The organism is Ruegeria sp. P10 (genome assembly GCF_056534925.1).
Window position 1 is genome coordinate 41481 of sequence record NZ_JBQERJ010000010.1, and the last position, 22995, is coordinate 64475.

The window sequence follows — 22995 nt, forward strand, 5'->3', positions numbered from 1 at the left end:
GTTCGAATCCTGCACGGCTCACCACTTTTTTCCATGGACTATGATCTTGGCTTACAGCGAACTGCTTGTGTTTGGCCCAGCTGTGAACGACGGTCGAAGCCACGGGCTTGATCGAGGTGCCGGACACGCTTTGTGCCATCCAACACGACCTCGGCGGAACAAATCTCGAATTCGGCCAGCATGGTATCAAGCGGGATGCGATGGAAGAGGTCCACGCCTCGCACATGTCGAAACCCAGAGCAGACGGGCAGCTGGTTCTGCGTGAAGATGACAAAGTTCTGAAAGTGCCGGACATCCGGCGACCCAATCTGGCCCGGATTCTGCAACGGGCAGAAAAAACGCGCCGAAAGCCGCAGCGGGTGTCAGCCACGCTGCGGCTTTGATCGGGATGCGAAGCGCCTAAACCTCGACTTCGACCTTGCCGATCGGGTTCGAGCAGCAGGCCAGAATGTACCCCGCGTCGATGTCATCTTCCGAGATCCCTCCGTTGTGGACCATGTGGACCTCGCCAGCGGTTTTCTTGACCTTGCAGGTACCGCACACGCCGAAGGTACAGCCTGACGGAATGTTCAGGCCAACCGAGCGGGCGGCGGCAAGCACCGTGTCGGTCTCGGCAACCTTGGCCGTCACGCCCGAGGTCGCGAACAGGATTTCGGCGCTGCTGTCGTCGTCCAGAACAACGTCATCCAACTCGGGCTGATCCGCCTCGGTTTCCACCGGCGCGCCGAAGCTTTCCTGATAATAGTTGTCCATATCAAAACCAAGACCGGCCAGCGCGTCGCGCACCGCTTGCATGAAGGGCTCGGGACCGCAGCAATAGACTTCGCGCTCAAGGTAATCCGGCGCCATCAGGCCCAGCATCAATTGGTTGAACTGCCCCTGATATCCCGTCCATGGGCGGTAGCGGTCCGGCTCTTCCACCACGAACTTCAGGTCCAATCCATCCGTGCGGCTGGCCATCTGTTCCAAGCGCTGGCGGAAGATGATCTCGGATGGCCGCTTGGCGCAGTTGATGAAGACAACGTCCAGATCGCGGCCTTCGTCCCACATGCAGGTGGTCATTGACATCATCGGTGTGATGCCTGAGCCAGCCGAGATAAACAGGAACTTGCGCGCATCGCTCAGTACGTTGGTGAACAGGCCCGCAGGCCCAATGGCCTTGAGCCGCATGCCGGGTTGAAGATTGTCCAGCATCCAGCGCGTGCCGATACTGTCGGGTTGCGCTTTGGCGGTGATGGTGATCGACCGCGGCCGCGATGGCGACGATGAGATCGTGTAGGTGCGATACACGACTCCCCCGGGCTGGCCAAGCGCCGGAATCTCGAGCGTCAGGAACTGACCGGGGTGATAGGCGAACTGCGCCCCAGAGGGGGCCCGGAACGAAAAGCTGGCGGTGTTCGGCATCTCGGGCACGACCGAGACACATTCCAGCATCTCTCCATCCTGCCAAACGGCTGATGAAAGCGTGTCCAGATCTTTCATCAGACTTACTCCGCCGCCATGTAGTCAGGGGTCAGGCGGGCCGACACTGTGCTGCAATACCAATCCACGAATTGCAGTACGCCGGATTCCTGAATGGCTGAATACGGGCCGGGCACATAGGCCGGGCTGTTGATGCCCTGCTGGTTGTCCTCGACCACCTGACGGTCTTCGTCATTTGTGGCGACCCAGACTTCGGTCAGGCGTTTCACATCGTAGTCAACGCCTTCAACCGCATCCTTGTTGACCAGCCATTTGGTCGTGACCTCGGTCTCTGTCGGGCTGATCGGCGTAACACGGAAAACAATCGAGTGATCGGCAAGAAAGTGGTTCCACGTAGTCGGATAGTGGAACTTCAAAAGCGATCCCGCATCCGCAAAGGGCGACCGGCCCAACCAGCGGCGCACGGCGGATTTCCCGTCCATCGTATAGCTCTCGGCGCCTTCTTTCAGCGGCATGCGCGCCAGACGGAATTGGCCGTCCTCGTGCAGATAGAACTGCGATGGCATACCCGCTGACTGGCACCTGTCGAAATGGGCTTGCATATAGGCTGGGGTTTCACCGCCTTCGATCCCCGTCACGCCCGGATCATCAGGGAAGGTCCGGCACAGCGCAGGGTGGTTGCCGCCGCAGTGATAGCACTCGCGATTGTTTTCCCAGACCAGTTTCCAGTTGCCGTTCTCGATGATCGAGCTTTCGAATGCGACCTTGGCATTCGCAAGATCATGCGGCTCAAGATACGGGCGCGCGATATTGGCAAACGTGTCAAAATCCGGGGCGACATCCGCCAGACAGATATAGACCAACCCGGCAAGCTCGCGGCAATGAACCGTCTTCAAACCATGCTGTCTGGGATCAAACTCTGGCCCCATGTCGCGGGCCCACAGCAAAGAGCCGTCAAGCTCGTAGGTCCATTGGTGATACGGGCAAACCAGCTTCGGCGCGTTGCCTTTTGCCGCCTTGCATATGATCGAGCCGCGATGGCGGCAGGTGTTGTGAAACGCCCGGATCTGGTTGTCGGCGCCGCGCACGATGATCACGCGATAGGCACCCACGTTGTACGTTACATAGTCGCCGGCTTTCACCAGTTCACAGGCCGGAATGGCAAAGAGCCATTCGCGATAGTGGATGGTTTCCAGGTCGGTCTGAAAGATCTCGGGGTCGGTGTAAAAGGCCCGTTCCAGAGCATAGCCCGGGATTCGACGCGCCAACAGGTTTTGGACATTGTTCACTTCTGGCTCTCCTGCCGCGCCCCGCGGCATTGCTTGGGCAGATGACAGGGAGGAACCGTCCGGAGGCGCGCGAGGACCACGTCCGAAACCCGTGCCCCCACCGCCACCCGCGGTTTGACATATCTGCAAGGCTGGTTTCCGGACTTGAAAGGGGCTTGCACCCGGTTGCGACACCTTCCCGGGATCCTCGTCCCAGTGGTTGATTGTCGAACCTGACCTTCCTTACCGTTGCGGGGGCAGCGCCGGAATTCCACCGGCTTCCCAATTCTCCGCGGTCTGAGAATCAAACAGCGGCACCTCACGATGGCAGCCTACTTTCTACCTGCTTGGGCGCTGAAATGCTTGCGACATTTCCGGTTTCAAAACAGACATGGAAATTTTCCGGCTGAGTGGACGGCGCCGGGATCACGGTCCTTGGCACAGGGGCATGGCAAGCCCGCCAGCACGGCGTTCTGCAGGGGCCAGTGGGCTTTGCGATGGATGCGGCCACGTCTGACATCCGGGCCGTCAAATTGTCCCCCAGCCGTGACAGCGAAGGCCCGGCTGCTCTGCTCAGAAACGAAACGCTGCACGTCGCCTGAGCATGGCTGGAAAAGAGAGAGTCAGGCCAAGTGAAGGAGGTTTGCAGCAAACCCTTTTGGGTGAAGTTGATCCGTTTGGGATAGTGCTGGCTTGCCATGAGGCAGGTGAAGAAGGCGAATATCCGTCATGCGAGAGTTGTCAGTCCATCCTGTCAACGGACGGTAGAAAACCTCATTTTGTCCATAAAAAATTGTCTTTTTCGGGAAAAACCATTACGTTTTCCGAAAATGGTGGAAAACACCGGAGGCAGTAAGAGAGCAGATGCCAAAACCGAAAACAGGTGTTTTGCGGACAACAGTTCCTTCGCGCCTCATGGGAAAACGGGATGGTCTGTTTTTCCTCTGGGGGCAGATAGAACGCGCGCGCTTGAAGGTCGAGGGCGGCGAACGCGCCGAGGGCGCAGCCTCGGACGGGCCAAGGGCAAACACGGCCGGTGAGGTCAAGGGATCGACGACAGCATTGGTGGACGAGTTTATTTTCTACTGACTTTTGTGATGAAACCGGGCCTGACGGCCCTATTTCTTCTCGAAGAACAGGATGACTTCACCCAGACGGACGCCATAGCGTGAGACATACGCGCGGTTCAGCAGACGGTCGTCATCCAGCAGCCACATCCAGTCGTCGAATTTGACACGCATGGTCCCGTCCTTGATCGGCAGGTCGATCTTGTATTTCCAGTTGAACGTATCCCCGCGTTCAATCCCGCTGGCGGTGCCCAGCACGCCAGGCGCCGTACCGGTCCACGTATCCTCTCCGGTTTTGGTCAATGTCCAGATGCGTTGTTCCGTCGCGCCATCGTCGTAGACGAAGTCTTCGACCAGGGTCAGGGTTTCGCCGTCCCATGTTCCGTCGATATCAACCGTGAATCTGCGGGGGATATTTCCCAGAACATCCTGAAACTGACCGTAGGCCACTGTTTTACCCTCAAAAAACTCTTCCAGGTTCAACTGCCGGTCCGACAGAAACGTTTTTGGTACCTTCGGTTTGCTGGAGCAGGCCGCCAGAAGTGTAAGGCTTGCGATGGCGACGCAGGCGATGAAAGAGCGAAAGGTGATCATTGCAACGGCTTCCCTTCCGAAGTCGCGTCATACCCGTTTGACCCACTTGGATGCATCGGTTTCGATCTGGGGCTTGGACGCATTGTGGCGATCAGTTCCGCGACCTTGACGCCAAACTTGCGCATCTCGGACCGATTCATGATGACGCCGGTTTCTGTCAGGTACATCCAATCGGTGACATCCAGTGTGTGTCCACCAGCGTCATCTGGCAGAATGATACGATAGGTCAGTTTCACCGTGGACCCCGAGATAATGCCCCGACCTTCGCCCACGATATCATCCGCCATTGCCGTGAATGTGTTGCCAGTTCCCAGCGTCAGGTACCATTTGCGGGTCATCTGTTTTCCGTTGGAATAGGTGAAGTACTCGGTCAGCGTGCCCGAGTTGCCTTGCCATTCGCCGGACATGCGCGCGACAAAGCTGTTCGACATTTTGCCGTTGGGGCCATAGATCAGGCCTTCGGACAAGATCTCTCCGTTCAGGTGCTTTTTCAGGGAAAAATCTGGCCCGGTGCCACTGTAATCGGACGGCGATTGCGCGCGAAAGCTCAGCAGCCTTGCACGGATGAAGACAGCGGTCAGAAGGACCAGAAGGATGATGGTGAAAGCGTTCATTTGCTTGTGACCTCGGTGGGCAGGGTCAACACCATCCCGAACGCTCCGACTTTCAGGATGCAGGGCAGCACCGCATAGGCAAGATTGAGTGTATCCAGTGCCTGTGCTGAATTGGTTTGACCGGGGGTGAAACCGCTGCGTTCCAGCAGCGGCAGAGTGAAAAAGGCAGCCAGGGCGAGGCCCAGTTTGCCAGCGAAGGACCAGATGCCAAACGCGGCTGATGCGTTCAGCCCGGCCCGGGTAAGCACGATCGAGAACATGGCCGGCAACACGACCATATCCGCGCCCAGCGCCGCGCCCGAGGCGAGACAGATCATTGCAAAACCCGCAAGGTTTCCTGAACTCAGTGTGGCAGCGCCGATAAAGCCGGCGATCGAGAGCGGCATGGCAATAATCAGAGTCTGTTTCGGGCCAATTTTGTTACTGAGCTTTGCCCAGAGCGGAACGCTCGCGCCTGCGCTCAGGAAGAACAGGATCAACAAAGGACCCGCCTTGCCCGGCAGTTGCAGCCGGTCTTCCACAAAAAACAGAAACAGGGTGGAGGTTATGGCAACCGGGAGGCTGTTGACCAAAGCCAGCGCAAGAAGGCGCAAGCCACCGGCCTGACCCAGACCCGCAAAGGACAGGCCTGATCCGGTGATCGGTCTGCGTCGCCAGATCGGGATCGTCAGTGTCAGGGTCACAACGGACAGCAGCCCCAGGAACGCGCCGAATGCGGGGTAGCCTTGGGAGTGTGCCCCGAAAGCAACCAACAGGGCCGGAGCGCTGGCTGCGATGACCACCCCGGTCAACTGCCCGCCTTCACGATAGGCGGCCAGTGTCATCAGCTCTTTCGGATCGGTTCGCTTCGCCAGAGTTGCGCTGCGACCATAAAGAAGGATGGTTCCCAGGCTGTACGCCGAGAACAGCAAGATCAGGATCGCGACCAGTTCCGGCACGCTGGCACCCTGCGGCAGATTGAAAAGCAGGGGAAACCCGATCGCCAGCCCCAAAGCCGCCATCGCGGCAAATGCAAGCTGGCCGCCGGGCCATCGGTCGATTGCCCAACCGATCAGCGGATCCTGCACCAGATCCACCAAACGGATCACCAGCAGCACCGTACCAATGACCCCAAGGCCAATACCCAGGTTCACGGCTGCAAAGCGCGGCAAGTGGATATAAAGCGGGATACCCGCCGCAGCGAGCATCAGCGCATAGAGACTGACCCGGGGATAGAGCATCACCGCCCCTGTAGCCTGCGCGTGAAGGACGCGGACCGCGTGTTGTCTCCCAGAAATACAGACATGAAACTGCGCTTGATGCCCGGATGCGCCATGGTGCACGTCTTTTGCCCGTTCAACCAGAAACTGACCTTGTCGGGACCATCAGAAACCGCCAGATAGCTGTCCCCTTTTGCCACGGCTTTGAAACACCGGTTCAGTTGGTCGCGAACCGGTGCTGAACGGCCAATGCGGTCCATCTCGTCAAGCGTCGAATTGACCAGCGCTTTCTTCTTGATGTTCTTGCGATAAGTCAGTTGCAGGGCGATATCTTCGCTCCAACTGAACGGCGCACCTTTGGGCGTATAGAGTTTGGCGTCATAGATCGGCAAACCCAGATACCGGAACGTCGCGGTTCCGCGCAGTTGGGCACCGTTCAGTTCTTCCGTGACCGGCGATGCGATCAGCCCATTGGGGATCAGCAAGGAAAGTGCAAGAAACGCTGTGCGCCATATCGCCTTATTCTGCGGCAACAGATAGGGCCGGGTCTTTCCCAAGAATGCCATTATCAGCTCCGATGGTTTGCGGGGCACCATTTATTCGAGCAACGACATGCATCGCGCTGGCTATCCCGTCTTCGTGAAATCCGTGCCGGTTGTAAGCACCGGCAAACCAGGTTCGGTTCTGTCCCTGCATCTCGCGGATTTGCCCTTGCGCCTTCAGCGCGGCCTTGTCGAAGACCGGATGGGCAAATTCGACTTTGTCATAGATCTTTTCCGCGGGAATTTCTGATGAAGCGTTCAGCGTTACAAACAGCGGGTCACTGTCCGGAATGTTCTGAAGCCGGTTCATCCAGTAGGTTACCCCCACGTCTCCGGCTTGCGAACGATAGGTCCAGCTTGACCAGCAGGCGCGCCGCTTTGGCATCTGACCTGGGTCACAATGCAATATGGCCATATTGGGCTGGTAGCGGATTGCGCCCAATGCAGCGGCTTCCGCGGGGGTCGCGCCATCACCTAAAATGGCAAGCGACTGGTCCGAATGGGTGGCCAGGATGATTTCATCGAACTGATCCACGGCGCCCTGGCTGTGGATGGTGATGCCCATCTCGTCACGGGATATATTCTGAACGGGGCTGGCCAGACGTATTTCTGCCCCCCGCGCACGAAGGGCTGCGTCGATCCGGCGGACATACTCTATGCTGCCGCCTTTGACCGTGTACCATTGATGCTGGTTTGCGCGACCACTTGCCAGCAAAGCGTGATTGCGGAAAAACTGTACCAAAGAGCGTGCGGGGAACTGATCCACGAACTCGACCGGCGTGGACCAGATGGCACCGCACATCGGCATCAGATAATTGTGCCGGAACCAGTGACCCAGCCGCAGCTGGTCCACCAATTCGCCAATCGTGGTGTCATCGTCCTTGGCGGCTCCGGGGGCTTCTTTGCCAAACCGCAGAATATCAGCGATCATCTTATAGTAAGCCGGACGCGCCAGATTGCGCTTTTGAGCGGTCAGTGTGCGCAGATTGTTCAACCCGTATTCAATGCGGCCATTGTCGATTGTCGCGCCAAAGCTCATCTCGCTTTCGATCACGGGCACGCCGAGCTCATCAAACAGCCGGGTCAGGTAGGGATATGTCGCATAGTTGAAGACGATAAAGCCCGTATCGACCGGTTGATCCCCGTTCTTTCCGGCCATCACCGTGCGGGCATGGCCACCAAGCCGAGGCTCGGCTTCATAGACTGTCACGTCGTTGTTTTTTGAAAGATAGTAAGCGGCGGAAAGACCCGAAATGCCTGCACCTACAATCGCGATTTTCTTCCGTACACCCCGGGGTTCGTCGAACATTCCAGCCTCTTTATGTGACAGTTTACAAGAAGATACGCAGGGTAGGCACAAGTGGATCAATCCGATTAGAAGTTTTTAACAGATGCACTACCTTGTGGCGTCTGGTTTGAGCTTCCGTGACCTGCGCCACCGTTTTGATCCGAAGCGGGCGCAAGGCCGTATTATCGTGAAACACAACTGAATCGGCCCACACATGAGCAGCTTTGACGGCAAAACCATTTGGATCATCGGCGCTAGCGAAGGGCTGGGTCGCGCTTTGGCGCATGCGCTTGGCCAACAGGGTGCTTCCCTGATCCTGTCTGCGCGCAATCTTGAGAGGTTGTCCGAACTGTGTTCTGAACTGTCGGATGCGCGCGCGATTCGGTGCGATGTGACCCATTTAGACTCTGTTCGTTCGGCTGTTGCCGAGGCGGGGCATGTCGATGGGCTGGTTTACAATGCCGGGGCTTATGACCCCATGCGTTCGCCCGAATGGGACACCGAGGCGTCGCTCAGGATGAGCGATGTGAACTATCTGGGTGCGCTGCGGGTTCTGGGTGAAACCGTTCCGGGTTTTGTCCGGGCAGGCCAGGGAGAGGTTACTCTGATCGGGTCACTGGCCGGGTATCATGGGCTGCCTGCCGCCATCGGGTACGGAGCCAGCAAGGCCGCACTGATTTCTCTGGCCGAGACGATGCGACACGATCTGGCGGATACTGGCGTGACGGTGCGTATCGTCAATCCGGGCTTTATCAAGACCCGACTGACCGAAAAGAACGGTTTCAAGATGCCGATGCTGATGTCGCCCGAGGATGCGGCGGATCGCGTGGTCAAGGCGATGGCGCGTCGCCGTTTCCGTACGGATTTTCCGGCACCGTTTTCCTGGTTCATTCGTCTGATCGACTGTCTGCCGGATCTGCTGGTTTATCGTGGGAAATAGACTCTAACAAAACTGCCCCTGACAGAACCAGCCTGCGGACATCGCGCCCCCGTGCCCATAGAACAACCACAGGCGCTCCCCTTGTTCTGTCACCACCACCCAGTAATCGCGTACCCCGCTGCGCCAGTTGGGATCATCCAGCCACCATTCCGGCGCGATGCGTTCCGGGCCGGTGGCCTGTGCCAGTTGCCAGTCTCGTCCACGCCAGCGAAAGGTGCGGGGCACATTCGGGGTTTCCGGGGCCATCACGGGTTCGGGCTGCCACATCTGCAAGGGGCGGGGGCGCGGCGGGGCAGGCCAGTCGCGCGCGGGTTCCGACCAGGCCGCCGCCAGCGTTTGCGCCGTTTTCTCGGGGATATGAGAGGCCGCAGGATGCCGCCGGGTGATCGCGTCCAGCCCTACCCGCGCGCCCAGTTTCCCAATCAGGTCATCCACGGCTGTATTGCCCTCAAGCCGGTTGCGGGCCACGCGGCGCGCTTCGGCATGACCGGCGATGGTGCGGGCGTGGATGGGTTCTGTCTGGATCGCTTCAAGCCGCAGCAAGTCGATGCCATAGCCTGCGTCGATCTTGTCAACTTTCATCTCTAACAAAGGGCAAATACGGTTTTTATCATAGGTCGGACGGGCCAGGCCGATCTCGATAATTTCAGCGGCCTGATCCGCACGGTGGGCTTCCAGGCGCAGCGTGCGGACCCCGCGCCCCTTCTCTTCCAGTTTGGTGCAGAGCGTTGGCAGAATCCGATCGACAGCGGCCATCACGTCTTCGACCAGGCCAATCGGGTTGGGCAGAGTCATCCGCACCGCAAAGTGATTGGGCGGACGGGCGGGCGAGACCGGCTCGGGCGCGCTGCCCATGGCCTGATCCAGACGCAACACCAGCCCGCGGCCGAACCGCCGTGCCAAACTGGCACGCGGCTGGCCCAGCAGATCACCGATCCGGCGCAGGCCCAGGCGGTTCAGTTGCGCCACGGTCTGATCGTCCAGCCGCAGCGCCGCGATGGGCAAGGGGCTGAGCGCGCCATAGGCCTGCCCCGGCGCGGCAATCCGCGCGCCACCGCCCAGCGCCATCACCTGTGGCGCGGCCCCGCCCCTGGTCCAGTGCCGCCGCTTGCTTGCCCGGGCGCGGGTGGCGCGGGCCTCTTGGTTGATGGCGTCGCCGTTGCGATCGGACGTGGCCTCTTGCCCGGCATAGCGCGCCAACGCCCAGGCTGCGCCCAGCGTGTCGGCGATGCCCATCTGCACGCTCAGGCCCATGTCGGCGCAGTCGGTCTCAAGCACGCTCAGCAAGGCCTCTTCACCGCCGAACAGATGGGCACAGCCCGACAGGTCAACGATCAGGCCATCGGGGGCCTCTTCGGCCACCCACGGGCTGAACTTGCCCGCCCAGCGGCGCAGCGCGGTCAGAAACGCAGCCTCGGCCGGGGCGTTGCGAGGGCGGGTGATCAGGCTGGCGCACATGGCATGGGCATCGCGGACCGGCTGACCCACGCGCAATCCGGCGGCCTGCGCCTCGGCATTCAATGACGTGACGATCTGCATGTTCGACTGTTCGGCCACAACGGCCAAAGGCCCGGCATGCAGGCCCCGCGCGGCGCGGACCAGCCGTTCGGCCCCCAGACGGGGAAACCAGAGCGAAAGAATTCGGCGTTTGGGCATCGGCAGGCATCATTGATGTTCTTATTTTGTTCTTAATTCAGAATCACCAGCCGAGTCCACGCTTACCCGCAGGTCAGACGCTGAATAACACCGGCGTCGTTCACATAGACGTTCAGCCTGTCGATACGGTAATCCTGTGTCGCGATGTCGTCCGGGCCCAAAACACGAGACCGTTCGGGAAGACCAGCCTGAATCGTTGAAACGGGCTGACCAACGGATTCGGCAAAGGGCTCGCCCTTGCAAAATGCCAGATCAACAGGTGCGTCTTCTGAGGTGGCGGCGACATCCTGCGGGACGCTTGTGTCTGCGCAGGCCGCCAGAAAGATAAAGATCGGTAAAAAACGGTGCATTGGCGTTCCTCATTCTGGCAATGTCGTTTCTGCAATATCAAATAATTAGCCAACCTGCCAAGAAAGCACAGTTGAAACCACCCTGTATTTGACGCAGGGTCGGGGCAAAAGTGACAGGGAGATAAGTACCATGCGTACCCGTGCCGCCGTCGCCATTCAGGCAGGCAAACCTTTGGAAGTGATGGATGTGAACCTTGAAGGCCCAAAGGCGGGCGAGGTTCTGGTTGAAATCAAGGCCACCGGTATCTGTCATACGGATGAATTCACCCTGTCGGGTGCCGACCCCGAAGGCCTGTTCCCGGCCATTCTGGGCCATGAAGGCGCAGGCGTTGTGGTCGAGGTCGGCCCAGGCGTGACCAGCCTGAAGCCGGGCGATCATGTGATCCCGCTCTACACCCCCGAATGCCGTGAGTGCGAATACTGTCTGCATCCCAAGACCAACCTGTGTCAGGCGATCCGGGAAACCCAGGGCCAGGGCCTGATGCCCGATGGCACCTCTCGTTTCTCGACCTTGGATGGGGATCCGATCCTGCATTACATGGGCTGCTCGACCTTCTCGAACCACACGGTTCTGCCCGAGATTGCGCTGGCCAAAGTGCGTGAAGACGCGCCTTTCGACAAGATCTGCTACATCGGTTGTGGTGTGACCACCGGCATTGGCGCGGTGATCAACACCGCCAAGGTGGAAATCGGCAGCCGTGCCATCGTGTTCGGTCTGGGCGGGATCGGTCTGAACGTGATTCAGGGCCTGCGTCTGGCCGGGGCCGATCAGATCGTCGGCGTCGACCTGAACCCGGCCAAGGTCGAGATGGCCGAGAAATTCGGCATGACCGATTTCGTCAACCCGTCCGAGGTCGAGGGCGATCTGGTGCCCTATCTGGTCAACCTGACCAAGGGCGGCGCGGATTACACCTTTGATGCAACAGGCAATGTCGGCGTGATGCGCGCGGCGCTGGAATCGGCGCACAAGGGCTGGGGCGAATCGATCATCATCGGCGTCGCACCCGCGGGGGCCGAGATCTCGACCCGTCCGTTCCAGCTGGTCACCGGCCGGTCGTGGCGCGGCACCGCCTTCGGCGGCGCGCGCGGGCGCACGGACGTGCCCAAGATTGTCGACTGGTACATGGAAGGCAAGATCGAGATCGACCCGATGATCACCCACACCATGGGTCTGGACGATATCAACACCGGCTTCGACCTGATGCACAAGGGCGAAAGCATCCGGTCGGTGGTGATCTACTGAACCCCGAATGTGAACGGGCGGGGTTACACCCGCCCGCGTTTGCCCCTATGTTCAGGTCAGAATAATACGTCTGAATTGAGAAACCAAGTTGACCAACACCACCACAGAACGCCTTGCCGTTCTGATTGACGCCGAGAATGTTCCGGCAAAACACGTCGCCGAAATCTTCGAAGAAGTCGCCACATTGGGCGAGGCCAGTCTGCGCCGGATCTACGGCGATTTTTCCGGCGGTATCCCGCAGGGCTGGAGCGCCGAGAAACTGGCGGAATACGCCATCGTCCCCCATCAGCAATTCGCCAATACCACCGGCAAGAACGCCGGGGACATCGCCCTGGTGATCGACGCGATGGACATTCTGCATTCGGGCCGCTTCGACGGGTTCGTTCTGGTGTCATCCGATAGCGATTTCACCCGCCTGGCCAGCCGCATCCGCGAACAGGGGCTGAGTGTTTTCGGGATCGGCGAGGAAAAGACGCCCAAAGCCTTTGTCGCGGCTTGCAACCGGTTCATCTACATCGAGAATATAAAAAAGGAGGAGGTGCAGGCGAACGATTCCCCGGAGAAAGCTAAGAAGCCCTCTGCCAAACAAGAACTGAACCATGCTTATCAGTTGATCCGGAATGTAGTGCTCAAATCCGAGGAACCGGACGGGTGGGCGGGCCTTGGCTGGCTAGGCAGTCAGCTCAGCATGAACTATCCGGATTTTGACACGCGAACCTATGGCTTCAAGCGGCTGAGCGACTTGGTACGAGCCATCGGGAAGTTCGAGGAAACAGGCGAAAACGGCGGCCTGAAGATCAGATTGAAAGATCAGTAGCAGACGCCCTACGACCCCGGTCGCGCTGAGGCGCCGGTGTCGGAACGCGGCGAGCGGACGCGCAGAACAGGCTTGTTCGGCGACACATTGGCCCGGCTCTCGCGCCAGACAACGAACACACCGGACGCGATGATGATGCTGGCCCCGACTGCGACCCACATGTCGGGCGTTTCGCCAAAGAACATCATGCCGAATATCGTGGCCCAGATGATCTGGCTGTACTGGCTGGGCGCGATGACGCCGGCGGGCGCAGCGCGATAGGCCAGAATGATCAGGTGCTGGGCGATCACGGAAAACACGCCGACCAGCGCCATCATGGCCAGATGCAACAGGGACGGCGGCTGATAAACGGCCGGTTGGGCCAGGCTCATGACCACGATCGCCAGCAGCATTGGGTAGAGGATCAGCACGGCCGATCGTTCCTCGTTTCCGATCTTGCGCACCAGCACCGATGCAAAGGCGCTGCAGAATGCGGCCATCAGGGCGGCCAGATGGCCGAGCGTGATATCCGTTGCGCCGGGGCGCAGAACGATCAGCACCCCGATCAGACCCACGCCAACCGCAGCCCAGCGCTGGGCCCGGACGACTTCGCCCAGTATCGGAATCGACAGGACCGTGACGATCAGCGGGAAAGAAAACAGCAACGAATAGACCTCGGCCAGGGGCAGGACCGAAAAGGCATAGAACGCGCAGGACATGGCCGTGACCATCAGACCCGAGCGCAGCAACACCAACCAGGGGTGATGCGGCAGGAAGTTGCCCGTGGTCCGGTCCGTCAAGATCGTCACGGCCATCGGAACAAAGGAAAACAGCGTGGCAAAAAAGATGATCTGCATCACCGAGTAGGTCCCGCCCAGCACCTTGATCAGCGCGTCATGGGTGGCGAAGACCGCAAAGCCCGCGAATGCATAGCCAAGACCCCGGAGGGTGGTGTTCTGAGTGCTCATGGGTCGGCCTCGGGTGATGTGTCGATGTGAAGGGGCAGCGCAAAAGGGGCTGTCGTGTCTCTGACTAACCCTATTTCCTCGACCCGCATAGCCCCTAATTTACCGCTAACATCGCAAGGCAGCCATGACGTGGGCTCAACGCAGGATCGGTGGCGCGTTCTTGGGCTGGCGGGCCGATTGCACCCCGGCTTTCATCCCAACACCGATGCGGCGCGCCAGAGCGACCCATGGGGTGGCGGTTTCCGGGGGCAGGGTCTGGGTGGCGACCTCTTCGAACAGGTCCAGCCAATGGGCGAACATCTCGGGCTTCACGTCCGGTCGTTCGATATGCACCCGCTGCGGGTTGCCGTCATAGCTGCGCTCGAACAGGATGGCGTTGCGCCAGAAGGATGCGATCTTTTCCTCATGCGCGGGCCAGTCGGTGACATGGTTGGCGAATACCGGGCCAAGTACCGCGTCCTGCCGCACACGGGCGTAAAAGGCGCGAACCTGTGCGTTGATCTGCTCGGGCGTCGCGGGAAAGCGCGGCGGAAGGGTTGGTCTGGTCATGGTGGCCTGTTTTCACCTCTGTTTTTTGGCAGATAGGCGGTTCCGGCGTTATGTGACAGAGGTGGTATTGTCGCGCTGCCCCGGCGTCAGCAGGTGCCGCAGCAGGGCCACGGGATGCGCCCGCAGGCTCAGGCGGGTGGCGACGTAATCCTCGACCACCTGTTCGCCCAGCGACATCCGGGGCAGATGGGCGGCGGGCTCGTCCAGCGCCTCGCCTTCCAGATCCTGCGCAAACAGGGGCAGAGGCTTGGCTGTGGCAATTGCCTTGGCCTGCCACAGCGCCTCGCGCCGGGTCAGGCTGCAGGCGGCAAAGGCATCGGCCTCGGCCAGCCGTTCGATCACCGACGGGCCCAGCCCCGCACGACGCCAGACATCATCGACCTGATGGTAGCCGTTGCCGCGCGCGGCGGTCAGCCAGCTGGCGTCTTCCTCGCTCAGCCCCTTGATCTGGCGAAAGCCCAGCCGCAGGGCCAGCCCGCCCTGACCGTCAGGCTCCATTACGTTGTCCCAGAAGCTGGCATTGATGCAGACCGGGCGCACCTGCACGCCATGCTCGCGCGCATCGCGCACGATTTGGGCGGGGGCGTAGAAGCCCATCGGCTGCGAATTCAGAAGCGCGCAGGCGAAAATCCCCGGGTGGTGGCACTTGATCCAGGCGCTGGCATAGACCAGCAGCGCAAAGCTGGCCGCGTGGCTTTCGGGGAAGCCGTAGGAGCCGAACCCCTCGATCTGCGAGAAACAGCGTTCGGCAAATTCGGCGTCATAGCCGTTGCGCTGCATCCCGCGCAGGAACAGGGTGCGGAATTCGCTGACACTGCCATGCTTCTTGAAGGTCGCCAGCGACCGTCGCAGCCGGTCGGCCTGTTCCGGGGTGAACCCCGCACCCACAATGGCGATCTGCATCGCCTGTTCCTGAAACAACGGCACGCCCAGCGTCTTGCCCAAGACCTCGCCCAGTGCGTCCGAGGGAAAGCTGACCTCCTCCTCTCCGTTCCGGCGGCGGATATAGGGGTGAACCATATCGCCCTGGATGGGGCCGGGGCGGATGATGGCGACCTCGATCACCAGATCATAGAAATTGCGCGGCCGCATCCGGGGAAGGAAGTTCATCTGCGCGCGTGATTCCACCTGGAACACGCCCACCGAGTCCGCCTTGCACAGCATGTCATAGACCACCGGATCCTCGGGCGGCAGGGTGGCAAGGGTGTAGCTGGTCTGGTGATGCTGGCCGATCAGGTCGAAGGCCTTGCGGATGCAGGTCAGCATGCCAAGGCTGAGGACATCGACCTTGAGGATGCCAAGACTGTCGATATCGTCCTTGTCCCAGCAGATGACCGTGCGGCCCTCCATCGTGGCGTTTTCGATGGGGACAAGCTCATCCAGCCGACCCTCGGTGATGATGAATCCTCCCACGTGCTGAGAGAGGTGGCGGGGAAAGCCGTCGATCTCATGAACCAACATTAGAGTCTGTTTCAGGCGGCGGTCTTGGGGGTCGAGGCCGATCTCGCGCATCCGTTGTGCCTCGAGCCCCGAGGCCGAGAAAAACCCCCAAAGCTGTGAGGAAAGCGCCGAGATCGTATCTTCGGTCAGGCCCATGGCGCGGCCCACCTCTCGGATGGCGCGCTTGCCCCGATAGTGGACAACCGTGGCGCACAGCCCCGCGCGTTCGCGGCCATAGCGGTCATAGATGTGCTGGATCACCTCTTCGCGGCGTTCATGTTCGAAATCGACATCGATGTCGGGCGGCTCGTCCCGCGCCTCGGAGACGAAACGTTCAAACACCATGGTGCCCATCTCGGGGCTGACCTCGGTGATGCCAAGACAGAAACAGACGACAGAGTTTGCTGCCGAGCCGCGCCCCTGGCACAGGATACCGCGCGAGCGGGCGAAATGGACGATGTCGCGGACGGTCAGGAAGTAGGGTTCGTATTTCAGCTTGCCGATCAGCGTCAGTTCATGCGCCAGCATCTTTTTGGCTTTCTCGGACGCCCCGGCGGGATAGCGCCATTTCAACCCTTCATGCGCCAGCCGATGCAGGCGCTGGGTCGGGGTTTCCTGGTCGCTGCCCTCGCTGGGATATTCATAGCGCAGCTCGTCCAGCGAGAATGTGAGTTCCTGGCTGAGCGCATAAGCGCGGGCCACGGCGTCCTCAAAGCCCTTGAAAATGCGCAGCATCTCGGGTTCCGAGCGCAGGCGCTGTTCGCCATTGGCCAGCGCGTCGCGGCCCAGATCGTCCACCTTGCGGCGCAGGCGGATCGCGGTCAGCACATCACCCAGCTTGCGGCGCGACCCGTGATGCATCATCGGCGCGGCGCTGGCGATTGTGGGCAGGTTCAGATGATGAGATTCAGTCTCTAACAAGTGAAAAAATGCGCTATCGGCGCCATCATACCGAGGGTGAATCAGCAGATGCATGCGACCGGCAAAGCGGCGCGTCAGCTGTTCCGCCTGTGTCCGCCATCCGCTCGCGCCGCCGGTTGGGCGGCCCGCCTGTGGCCAGAGCAGCAGGTGCAGACCGTCGGAAAATTCCAGCAGGTCGGACAGGTGCAGGATGCAGTCACCCTTGGCCGCGCGCAGCCGTCCGGTGGACAGGAGGCGGCACAGGTTGGCCCAACCCTGCCGGTTGATGGGCAGGGCGGTGACGGGCGGGGCATCGGTAAAAATCAGCCGCGCCGCCGGGATCAGGCGCGGCACCGCATGCACCGGGAACGAGGGCGGTTTCGGGATGTGATCGGGGCAGGGCGGGCCGATGGGCGTGTTCTGCTCGTCCCACGCGCGGCGCTCACGGACCTTGCGGGCGATCTCGCGCGCCTGGGTATGGGCGCGGACGATGCCGGCCACCGAGTTGTCATCGGCGATGGCGATGGCGGGCAGGCCCAGGGTGACGGCGCGCTCCATGTACTCCTCGGGGTGCGAGGCCCCGGTGAGGAAGGTGAAGTTCGACGTGATCGACAGTTCGGCATACATGGCGATTCCACATTATATTCACGTTTTGTTCTTTTTCGAGTCCTTTGCGCAGGAAACGGGTCGCCTGGACCAGGCCAGGCGCGCATGGTTGCAGAAAAAGGAGACCCATATGTTTAAGATCACCGCTCTGCCCACTGACGAAGTCCGCGCCCTTCAGGCAGGTCAGCCTGATGCATATGGCGCTGCGCCCGAGCGCGCCGTTTCGTCGGGGGCCGGCAACCCCTGTCGCCACTGCCTGAAGAACATTCCCGAAGGCGCAGAGATGCTGATATTGGCGCATCGCCCCTTTTTAGAGCCACATCCCTACGCTGAAACAGGACCGATCTTTCTGTGCGCAACGCCTTGCGAGCGCTATGAAGGCGACGCCCTGCCCGAGATTTTGACCACTGCACCCGACTATTTGATCAAGGGGTATGGACCAGATGACCGGATCGTTTATGGCACCGGGGCAATCACGCCCAAGGATCAGATCAACGCAAAAGTCAGCGACATTTTTGCCCGCCCGGACGTGGCCTATATTCACGTCAGATCTGCACGGAACAACTGCTACCAAGCACGGATCGACCGGGCTTAAAGCTTGACCCGGTGCAGGCCCCGGCGCGGCTGGTCCTGATCGTCGGCCGGGGCATCGTCGGTGCGCGAGGAGGTCAGGGCCAGAAACACGTCCTCGAGATCGGCCTCTTCGGTGCGCACGTCGCGGATGCGGATGCCCGCCGCCCGGACGGATTCCAGAACCTGTTCGGCGCTGGTCCGGGCGCTGCGATATTGCAGTATCAGGCTGCCGTCTTCACGTAAGCTGGCCTCGACGCCTTCGGTCACCGGCAGGTCGACCACCGGGGTGTCGGGAACAATGACCATGGTCCGGCTGTCCATTCGGCCCAGCAGGTTGGCGGTACTGTCCTGAGCGATCTTTTCACCGTGGTTGGTGATGGCGATTTCGTCGCACATCTCCTGCGCTTCTTCCAGATAGTGGGTGGTCAGGATGATGGTCATGCCCTGCTGGTTCAGCTTGCGCACATTGGCCCACAGCATCTGGCGCAGTTCGATATCCACGCCTGCCGTGGGTTCGTCCAGCACCAGGATTTTCGGGTGGTGCACCAGCGCCTTGGCCAGCAGCAGCCGCCGCCGCATCCCGCCCGACAGCGTGCGGGCATAGGCCTCGGCCTTGTCGCTGAGGCCGACCAGTTCAAGGATTTCATCGCTGCGACGTTCGGATTTCGGAACGCCGTACAGGCCTGCCTGTACTTCCAAGGCGCCCCGCGGGGTGAAAAACGGGTCAAGGTTCAGCTCCTGCGGCATCACACCAATCGCGGCGCGGGATTGCCGCGGATTCTGATCCTGATCGAAACCCCAGATCGACACACGGCCCGAGGACTTCACCACCAACCCGGCCAGAATATTGATCAGGGTCGATTTCCCGGCGCCGTTCGGGCCCAGCAGCCCGAAAACCGAGCCCCTGGGAACAGTCAAATCAATGCCTTTCAGCGCGTGTTTCTCAGGCTGACCCTTGCCGCCACGATAGGTCTTGCGCAGACCTTCGATCCTGATTGCCGCATCGCTCATGTGGCTCTTGCCCCCGGATTGCTCATCGCTCATAAACGCACCTAATACATGCCCGCGAGGCCGACAACCGAAGAAGGATCGCCAGCCGTGACCATCGAAGCGCCGGAAACCAAGATCGTCGAAACCGCCCGTGTCGCCTGTGACGGCGGCGAAGGCGCATTGGGCCATCCGCGCGTCTGGCTGCAAATCCCCGAGGATACAGGCTGGGTCGAATGCCCGTATTGCGACTGCAAATATGTGCTGAAGGGCCGTGATCAGGGCTGATTGCCCGACCAGCCGGGTTTGGCCCAAATCTTGCCTCGGTTTTCATGTTAGTGCTTTGGCGCAACCAAAGCAGGGATACGTGATGACCGGAATTTCGGCCACTGACAATGTTAACCCGGTTTTCGGCTGGGCTGGGTTCTGCATCGCGTCTTTGGCGTTGTTTGCTGCGTTGTTCGTATTCTGGGCGGGGCCCTTTGCACCTCAGCAGACTGCGGGTGTGTCGCTGGGCGAACTGGCGGCCGAGATCGGCAAATCGACCCTGAGGGCCGCCGCGGGGATGGAACAACCCGAGCCCGTTGCCCGCGCCCGCGACCTGGATGATTTCCTGCGGATCGGAGTCGCCATGCTTGGCGGGCTTGCAACCGTCATATCGGCCGTTGGCATCCTGCGTCACGAAAAGCGGCGCCCTGCCATCGCCGGAATGGTTATAGGTACGGGGGCAATCCTGTTCCAGTTCTTTGCGTTTGTATTTTTTGCCTTGCTGGGGGTGTTGGTGATCATGGCTTTGCTGAACAGTTTCTCTGACGTCTTCTCGGGATTGTTTGGCGGTTAGGCTGCGTTCTTGGCTGGTCACCCGCGCGACCCTGTGGCAGAACCATCCCTGACCGACAGGGAGCGCGCGCATGAGCAATTTCGGAAAAGGATGTCACCTGCATCTGATCGACGGATCGGCCTTTATTTTCAGGGCCTATCACGCGCTGCCTCCGCTAACCCGCAAGTCGGATGGTCTGCCGATTGGGGCGGTGTCCGGGTTCTGTAACATGCTTCAGAAATATGTCGAAGGAAACACCGGGCCGGATGCGCCAACCCATGTGGCGGTGATTTTCGACAAGGGGTCGCACACATTCCGGAATGATCTGTACGACCTGTACAAGGCCAACCGCGAAGCGATGCCCGAGGACCTGCGCCCGCAAATTCCGCTGACCCGTGAGGCGACAAAGGCGTTCAATATCGCCTGCAAGGAACTCGAAGGCTATGAGGCCGACGACATCATCGCCACCCTGACCGTGCAGGCGCGCGAGGCTGGGGGCCGCGTGACCATCGTAAGTTCCGACAAGGATCTGATGCAGTTGGTCGGTGACGGCGTCGAGATGCTGGATGCGATGAAGAACAAGCGCATCGACCGGGACGGGGTGATCGAGAAGTTTGGAGTTGCTCCTGAGCGCGTTGTGGATGTTCAGGCGCTGGCCGGGGATTCCGTTGACAACGTGCCGGGCGCTCCGGGAATCGGGGTCAAGACGGCCGCGCTGTTGATCAATGAATACGGTGATCTGGAAACACTGCTGGACCGGGCCGAGGAAATCAAACAGCCCAAGCGCCGGCAGACCCTGATCGAAAAGCGCGATCAGATCGAACTGTCGAAGAAACTGGTGCAGCTGGACGAGAACACACCGCTGGATTTCACGCTGGATGACCTTGAAGTGAAAGAGCCCGATGCCGAGACCCTGCTGGGTTTTCTGGCGGATATGGAATTCCGCACACTGACCAAACGGATCGCCGACAAGCTGGGGGCCGAAGCACCGGCCATCGCCGACGCTCCGGCGCCTGCGGCCAAAGAAGTTGAGGCCGAGACGATCCCGTTTGACGCGGCAAAGTATGAATGTGTCCGTGATGCAGCGGCTTTGCAAAAATGGATCGATCAGGCCCATGAACGAGGCTGGATCGCTGTTGATACTGAAACCACCGGTCTGAATGAAATGATCGCCGATCTGGTCGGAATTTCGCTGTGTGTCGAGGCCGGGGAAGCCTGTTACATCCCGCTGACCCACCGCGATGGTGCGGCGGATGATTTGTTCGGTTCGGACGCGCTGGCTGAAGGGCAAATGCCTCTGGATGAGGCGCTGACGCGGCTGAAGCCGGTGCTTGAGGACCCCTCGATCATCAAAATCGGGCAGAACATGAAATACGATGCCAAGATTTTCCGGCGTCACGGTATCGATGTGGCCCCCATCGATGATACGATGTTGATGTCCTATGCAATGCATGGCGGTGAGCATGGACACGGCATGGATACGCTCTCGGAACGGTATCTCAACCACACGCCGATCCCGATAAAGCCGCTGCTGGGGTCAGGCAAATCTGCGATCACCTTCGACAAGGTGCCGATCGACGAGGCCACTGCCTATGCCGCCGAGGATGCGGATATAACGCTGCGCCTGTGGCAATTGTTCAAACCGCAGCTGCACCGGGTGCAGGTGACGACTGTTTACGAGACGCTCGAACGACCACTTGTGCCGGTTCTGGCCGAGATGGAGATGCATGGCATCAAGGTCGACCGCGACGTGCTGAGCCGTATGTCGAACGCCTTTGCCCAGAAAATGGCCGGTTTAGAGGCTGAAATTCACGAGCTGGCGGGTGAGAATTTCAATGTCGGCTCACCCGCGCAGTTGGGCGAGATCCTGTTCGACAAGATGGGCCTGGAAGGTGGCAAGAAGGGGAAGACCGGCAAGTACTCGACCGGGGCCGATATTTTGGAAGATCTGGCGACCGAGCATGAACTGCCGCGCAGGGTGCTGGATTGGCGCCAGTTGTCCAAGCTGAAATCGACCTATACCGACGCGCTTCAGACCCATATCAACCCCGACACGGGCCGGGTGCACACGTCTTATGCCATCACCGGGGCGAATACGGGGCGTTTGGCCTCGACCGACCCCAATTTGCAGAATATCCCCGTGCGCACCGAGGAGGGCCGCCGCATCCGCGAGGCCTTTGTCGCCGAGCCCGGCAATGTTCTGGTCAGCCTCGACTACAGCCAGATCGAGCTGCGCATCCTGGCGCATATCGCCGACATTCCGACCCTAAAACAGGCCTTTGCCGACGGGCTGGACATCCACGCCATGACCGCGTCGGAAATGTTCGACGTGCCGCTGGACGAGATGACGCCGGACATCCGCCGTCAGGCCAAGGCAATCAACTTTGGTGTGATCTATGGCATCTCGGGCTTCGGCCTGGCGCGCAACCTGCGCATACCGCGGGCCGAGGCACAGGGTTTCATCGACCGCTATTTCGAACGCTTTCCGGGCATTCGACAGTATATGGATGACACGGTGGCATTTGCCAAAGAGCACGGCTATGTCCAAACTCTGTTCGGGCGCAAGATCCACACGCCCGAAATCAACGCCAAGGGGCCGCATGCAGGATTCTCGCGCCGGGCGGCGATCAACGCGCCGATTCAGGGCACGGCGGCGGATGTGATCCGGCGCGCGATGGTGCGGATGCCGGGTGCGATCAATGGGCTGCCCGCCAGGATGCTGTTGCAGGTCCATGACGAATTGTTGTTCGAAGTCGCCGAGGATTCCGTGGATCCGCTGATCGATGTGGCGCGCGAGGTGATGGAGGGTGCCTCGGACCCGGCGGTGAAACTGGATGTGAAGCTGAGCGTTGATGCCGGCCAGGGTGCGAACTGGGCCGAGGCGCACTAGCGCCGGGTCAGCCCCCCAAGTCAGCCTTGTGGCCTGACCCACCCTTCGACCATACGTTTCACCGAAGGTCCCAGGACCAGGATCACCGTGAACGCGATGGGCCAGCAAAAGGCCCAGGACGCCATCCAGTCGCCCAGCAATTCAGGATGGAACCCCACTGCCTTGACCGTAGCGATCCCGGTGACAATGCACGACATCAGCCCTGACATGATCAGTCCAAAGATGGCATGGGCAAAGCGGGCAGGGATCATATCGGTCATCCTTGAAAACGGCTTGCCCGATA

23 protein-coding genes, 1 pseudogene and 1 riboswitch are annotated in these 22995 nt (G+C 60.3%); of the genes and pseudogenes, 10 read left to right on the forward strand and 14 right to left on the reverse strand.

Annotated features, from left to right (window positions below; translation table 11 throughout):
- Nucleotides 1–107 precede the first annotated feature (107 nt).
- Nucleotides 108–383 (forward strand): hypothetical protein, encoded by a 276-nt coding sequence (locus ACR0FB_RS16490; protein WP_209835156.1) that lies wholly within the window; start codon nucleotides 108–110, stop codon nucleotides 381–383.
- A gap of 16 nt (nucleotides 384–399) precedes the next feature.
- On the opposite strand, the gene ACR0FB_RS16495 is transcribed toward ACR0FB_RS16490, so the two are convergent.
- Both ACR0FB_RS16495 and ACR0FB_RS16500 read right to left on the reverse strand, forming a co-directional pair.
- Complete coding sequence (locus ACR0FB_RS16495; RefSeq protein WP_480621450.1) at nucleotides 400–1482, reverse strand: FAD-binding oxidoreductase; 1083 nt, start codon at nucleotides 1480–1482, stop codon at nucleotides 400–402.
- Between the two features lie 5 nt (nucleotides 1483–1487).
- A complete protein-coding gene (locus tag ACR0FB_RS16500) occupies nucleotides 1488–2741 on the reverse strand; it encodes an aromatic ring-hydroxylating oxygenase subunit alpha (protein ID WP_171724747.1) in 1254 nt (417 codons plus the stop codon).
- Between the two features lie 82 nt (nucleotides 2742–2823).
- Nucleotides 2824–3027, reverse strand: a riboswitch (cobalamin riboswitch).
- A 73-nt stretch (nucleotides 3028–3100) separates the two neighbouring features.
- Between ACR0FB_RS16500 and ACR0FB_RS16505 the strand changes: the two are divergent.
- Both ACR0FB_RS16505 and ACR0FB_RS16510 read left to right on the forward strand, forming a co-directional pair.
- A pseudogene (locus ACR0FB_RS16505) lies at nucleotides 3101–3253 on the forward strand (IS5/IS1182 family transposase); the annotation flags it as partial.
- A 301-nt stretch (nucleotides 3254–3554) separates the two neighbouring features.
- Nucleotides 3555–3779: a hypothetical protein gene (locus tag ACR0FB_RS16510; RefSeq protein ID WP_152459486.1), complete on the forward strand. Its 225-nt coding sequence runs from the start codon at nucleotides 3555–3557 to the stop codon at nucleotides 3777–3779.
- 29 nt (nucleotides 3780–3808) lie between these two features.
- On the opposite strand, the gene ACR0FB_RS16515 is transcribed toward ACR0FB_RS16510, so the two are convergent.
- The 5 genes from ACR0FB_RS16515 to ACR0FB_RS16535 are packed head-to-tail and all read right to left on the reverse strand — an operon-like array spanning nucleotide 3809 to nucleotide 8015.
- On the reverse strand, nucleotides 3809–4351 hold the full coding sequence (locus tag ACR0FB_RS16515) for a DUF3833 family protein (protein ID WP_480621451.1): 543 nt from the start codon (nucleotides 4349–4351) through the stop codon (nucleotides 3809–3811).
- Nucleotides 4348–4965, reverse strand: coding sequence for a DUF3833 domain-containing protein (locus ACR0FB_RS16520; RefSeq protein ID WP_480621452.1), 618 nt, complete (start codon nucleotides 4963–4965; stop codon nucleotides 4348–4350). Before ACR0FB_RS16520 ends, ACR0FB_RS16515 begins: the two co-directional genes overlap by 4 nt.
- Entirely contained in the window at nucleotides 4962–6185 is a 1224-nt protein-coding gene (locus ACR0FB_RS16525; protein ID WP_480621453.1) for an MFS transporter, read from the reverse strand. The genes ACR0FB_RS16520 and ACR0FB_RS16525 overlap by 4 nt, the downstream gene beginning before the upstream one ends.
- Nucleotides 6185–6730, reverse strand: coding sequence for a chalcone isomerase family protein (locus ACR0FB_RS16530; RefSeq protein ID WP_171637459.1), 546 nt, complete (start codon nucleotides 6728–6730; stop codon nucleotides 6185–6187). Before ACR0FB_RS16530 ends, ACR0FB_RS16525 begins: the two co-directional genes overlap by 1 nt.
- Nucleotides 6684–8015: an NAD(P)/FAD-dependent oxidoreductase gene (locus tag ACR0FB_RS16535; protein ID WP_171637457.1), complete on the reverse strand. Its 1332-nt coding sequence runs from the start codon at nucleotides 8013–8015 to the stop codon at nucleotides 6684–6686. The genes ACR0FB_RS16530 and ACR0FB_RS16535 overlap by 47 nt, the downstream gene beginning before the upstream one ends.
- Nucleotides 8016–8208: 193 nt before the next feature.
- Here ACR0FB_RS16535 and ACR0FB_RS16540 point away from each other — a divergent pair, with 193 nt between their 5' ends.
- Nucleotides 8209–8934: an SDR family NAD(P)-dependent oxidoreductase gene (locus ACR0FB_RS16540; RefSeq protein ID WP_480621454.1), complete on the forward strand. Its 726-nt coding sequence runs from the start codon at nucleotides 8209–8211 to the stop codon at nucleotides 8932–8934.
- 3 nt (nucleotides 8935–8937) lie between these two features.
- Here ACR0FB_RS16540 and ACR0FB_RS16545 read toward each other — a convergent pair whose 3' ends face one another.
- Both ACR0FB_RS16545 and ACR0FB_RS16550 read right to left on the reverse strand, forming a co-directional pair.
- Nucleotides 8938–10590, reverse strand: coding sequence for a DUF6504 family protein (locus tag ACR0FB_RS16545; RefSeq protein WP_480621455.1), 1653 nt, complete (start codon nucleotides 10588–10590; stop codon nucleotides 8938–8940).
- Nucleotides 10591–10652: 62 nt separating this feature from the next.
- Nucleotides 10653–10940: an I78 family peptidase inhibitor gene (locus ACR0FB_RS16550; protein WP_171637451.1), complete on the reverse strand. Its 288-nt coding sequence runs from the start codon at nucleotides 10938–10940 to the stop codon at nucleotides 10653–10655.
- 130 nt (nucleotides 10941–11070) lie between these two features.
- Between ACR0FB_RS16550 and ACR0FB_RS16555 the strand changes: the two genes are divergently transcribed.
- Nucleotides 11071–12183, forward strand: a complete 1113-nt coding sequence (locus tag ACR0FB_RS16555; RefSeq protein WP_209835163.1) for an S-(hydroxymethyl)glutathione dehydrogenase/class III alcohol dehydrogenase — start codon at nucleotides 11071–11073, stop codon at nucleotides 12181–12183.
- A gap of 88 nt (nucleotides 12184–12271) precedes the next feature.
- Nucleotides 12272–13000: an NYN domain-containing protein gene (locus ACR0FB_RS16560; protein ID WP_257599578.1), complete on the forward strand. Its 729-nt coding sequence runs from the start codon at nucleotides 12272–12274 to the stop codon at nucleotides 12998–13000.
- An 8-nt stretch (nucleotides 13001–13008) separates the two neighbouring features.
- Here ACR0FB_RS16560 and ACR0FB_RS16565 read toward each other — a convergent pair whose 3' ends face one another.
- The 3 genes from ACR0FB_RS16565 to ACR0FB_RS16575 all read right to left on the reverse strand — a co-directional run bounded on the left by ACR0FB_RS16565 (nucleotide 13009) and on the right by ACR0FB_RS16575 (nucleotide 17463).
- Nucleotides 13009–13947, reverse strand: coding sequence for a DMT family transporter (locus tag ACR0FB_RS16565; protein ID WP_209835164.1), 939 nt, complete (start codon nucleotides 13945–13947; stop codon nucleotides 13009–13011).
- Between the two features lie 135 nt (nucleotides 13948–14082).
- Nucleotides 14083–14496 carry a group III truncated hemoglobin gene (locus ACR0FB_RS16570; protein WP_480492054.1) on the reverse strand — a complete coding sequence of 138 codons (414 nt, stop codon included), beginning with the start codon at nucleotides 14494–14496 and terminating at the stop codon, nucleotides 14083–14085.
- A 48-nt stretch (nucleotides 14497–14544) separates the two neighbouring features.
- Nucleotides 14545–17463, reverse strand: coding sequence for an error-prone DNA polymerase (locus tag ACR0FB_RS16575; protein ID WP_480621456.1), 2919 nt, complete (start codon nucleotides 17461–17463; stop codon nucleotides 14545–14547).
- Between the two features lie 109 nt (nucleotides 17464–17572).
- Between ACR0FB_RS16575 and ACR0FB_RS16580 the strand changes: the two genes are divergently transcribed.
- Complete coding sequence (locus ACR0FB_RS16580) at nucleotides 17573–18037, forward strand: DUF1203 domain-containing protein (RefSeq protein WP_171724734.1); 465 nt, start codon at nucleotides 17573–17575, stop codon at nucleotides 18035–18037.
- Here the strand turns inward: ACR0FB_RS16580 and ACR0FB_RS16585 are convergent.
- On the reverse strand, nucleotides 18034–19026 hold the full coding sequence (locus ACR0FB_RS16585; RefSeq protein ID WP_480621505.1) for an ABC transporter ATP-binding protein: 993 nt from the start codon (nucleotides 19024–19026) through the stop codon (nucleotides 18034–18036). The two genes, ACR0FB_RS16580 and ACR0FB_RS16585, sit on opposite strands and share 4 nt — an antisense overlap.
- Nucleotides 19027–19113: 87 nt before the next feature.
- On the opposite strand from ACR0FB_RS16585, the gene ACR0FB_RS16590 reads away from it, so the two are divergent.
- From ACR0FB_RS16590 to polA, 3 genes are all read left to right on the forward strand, one after another.
- Nucleotides 19114–19290, forward strand: a complete 177-nt coding sequence (locus ACR0FB_RS16590; protein ID WP_171637437.1) for a zinc-finger domain-containing protein — start codon at nucleotides 19114–19116, stop codon at nucleotides 19288–19290.
- Nucleotides 19291–19372: 82 nt separating this feature from the next.
- Nucleotides 19373–19843 carry a hypothetical protein gene (locus ACR0FB_RS16595; RefSeq protein WP_480621457.1) on the forward strand — a complete coding sequence of 157 codons (471 nt, stop codon included), beginning with the start codon at nucleotides 19373–19375 and terminating at the stop codon, nucleotides 19841–19843.
- Nucleotides 19844–19913: 70 nt separating this feature from the next.
- Nucleotides 19914–22712 (forward strand): DNA polymerase I, encoded by a 2799-nt coding sequence (gene polA, locus ACR0FB_RS16600; protein ID WP_480621458.1) that lies wholly within the window; start codon nucleotides 19914–19916, stop codon nucleotides 22710–22712.
- Between the two features lie 20 nt (nucleotides 22713–22732).
- Here the strand turns inward: polA and ACR0FB_RS16605 are convergent, their stop codons facing one another.
- Entirely contained in the window at nucleotides 22733–22963 is a 231-nt protein-coding gene (locus tag ACR0FB_RS16605) for a DUF2798 domain-containing protein (RefSeq protein ID WP_480609019.1), read from the reverse strand.
- Between the last annotated feature and the right edge of the window lie 32 nt (nucleotides 22964–22995).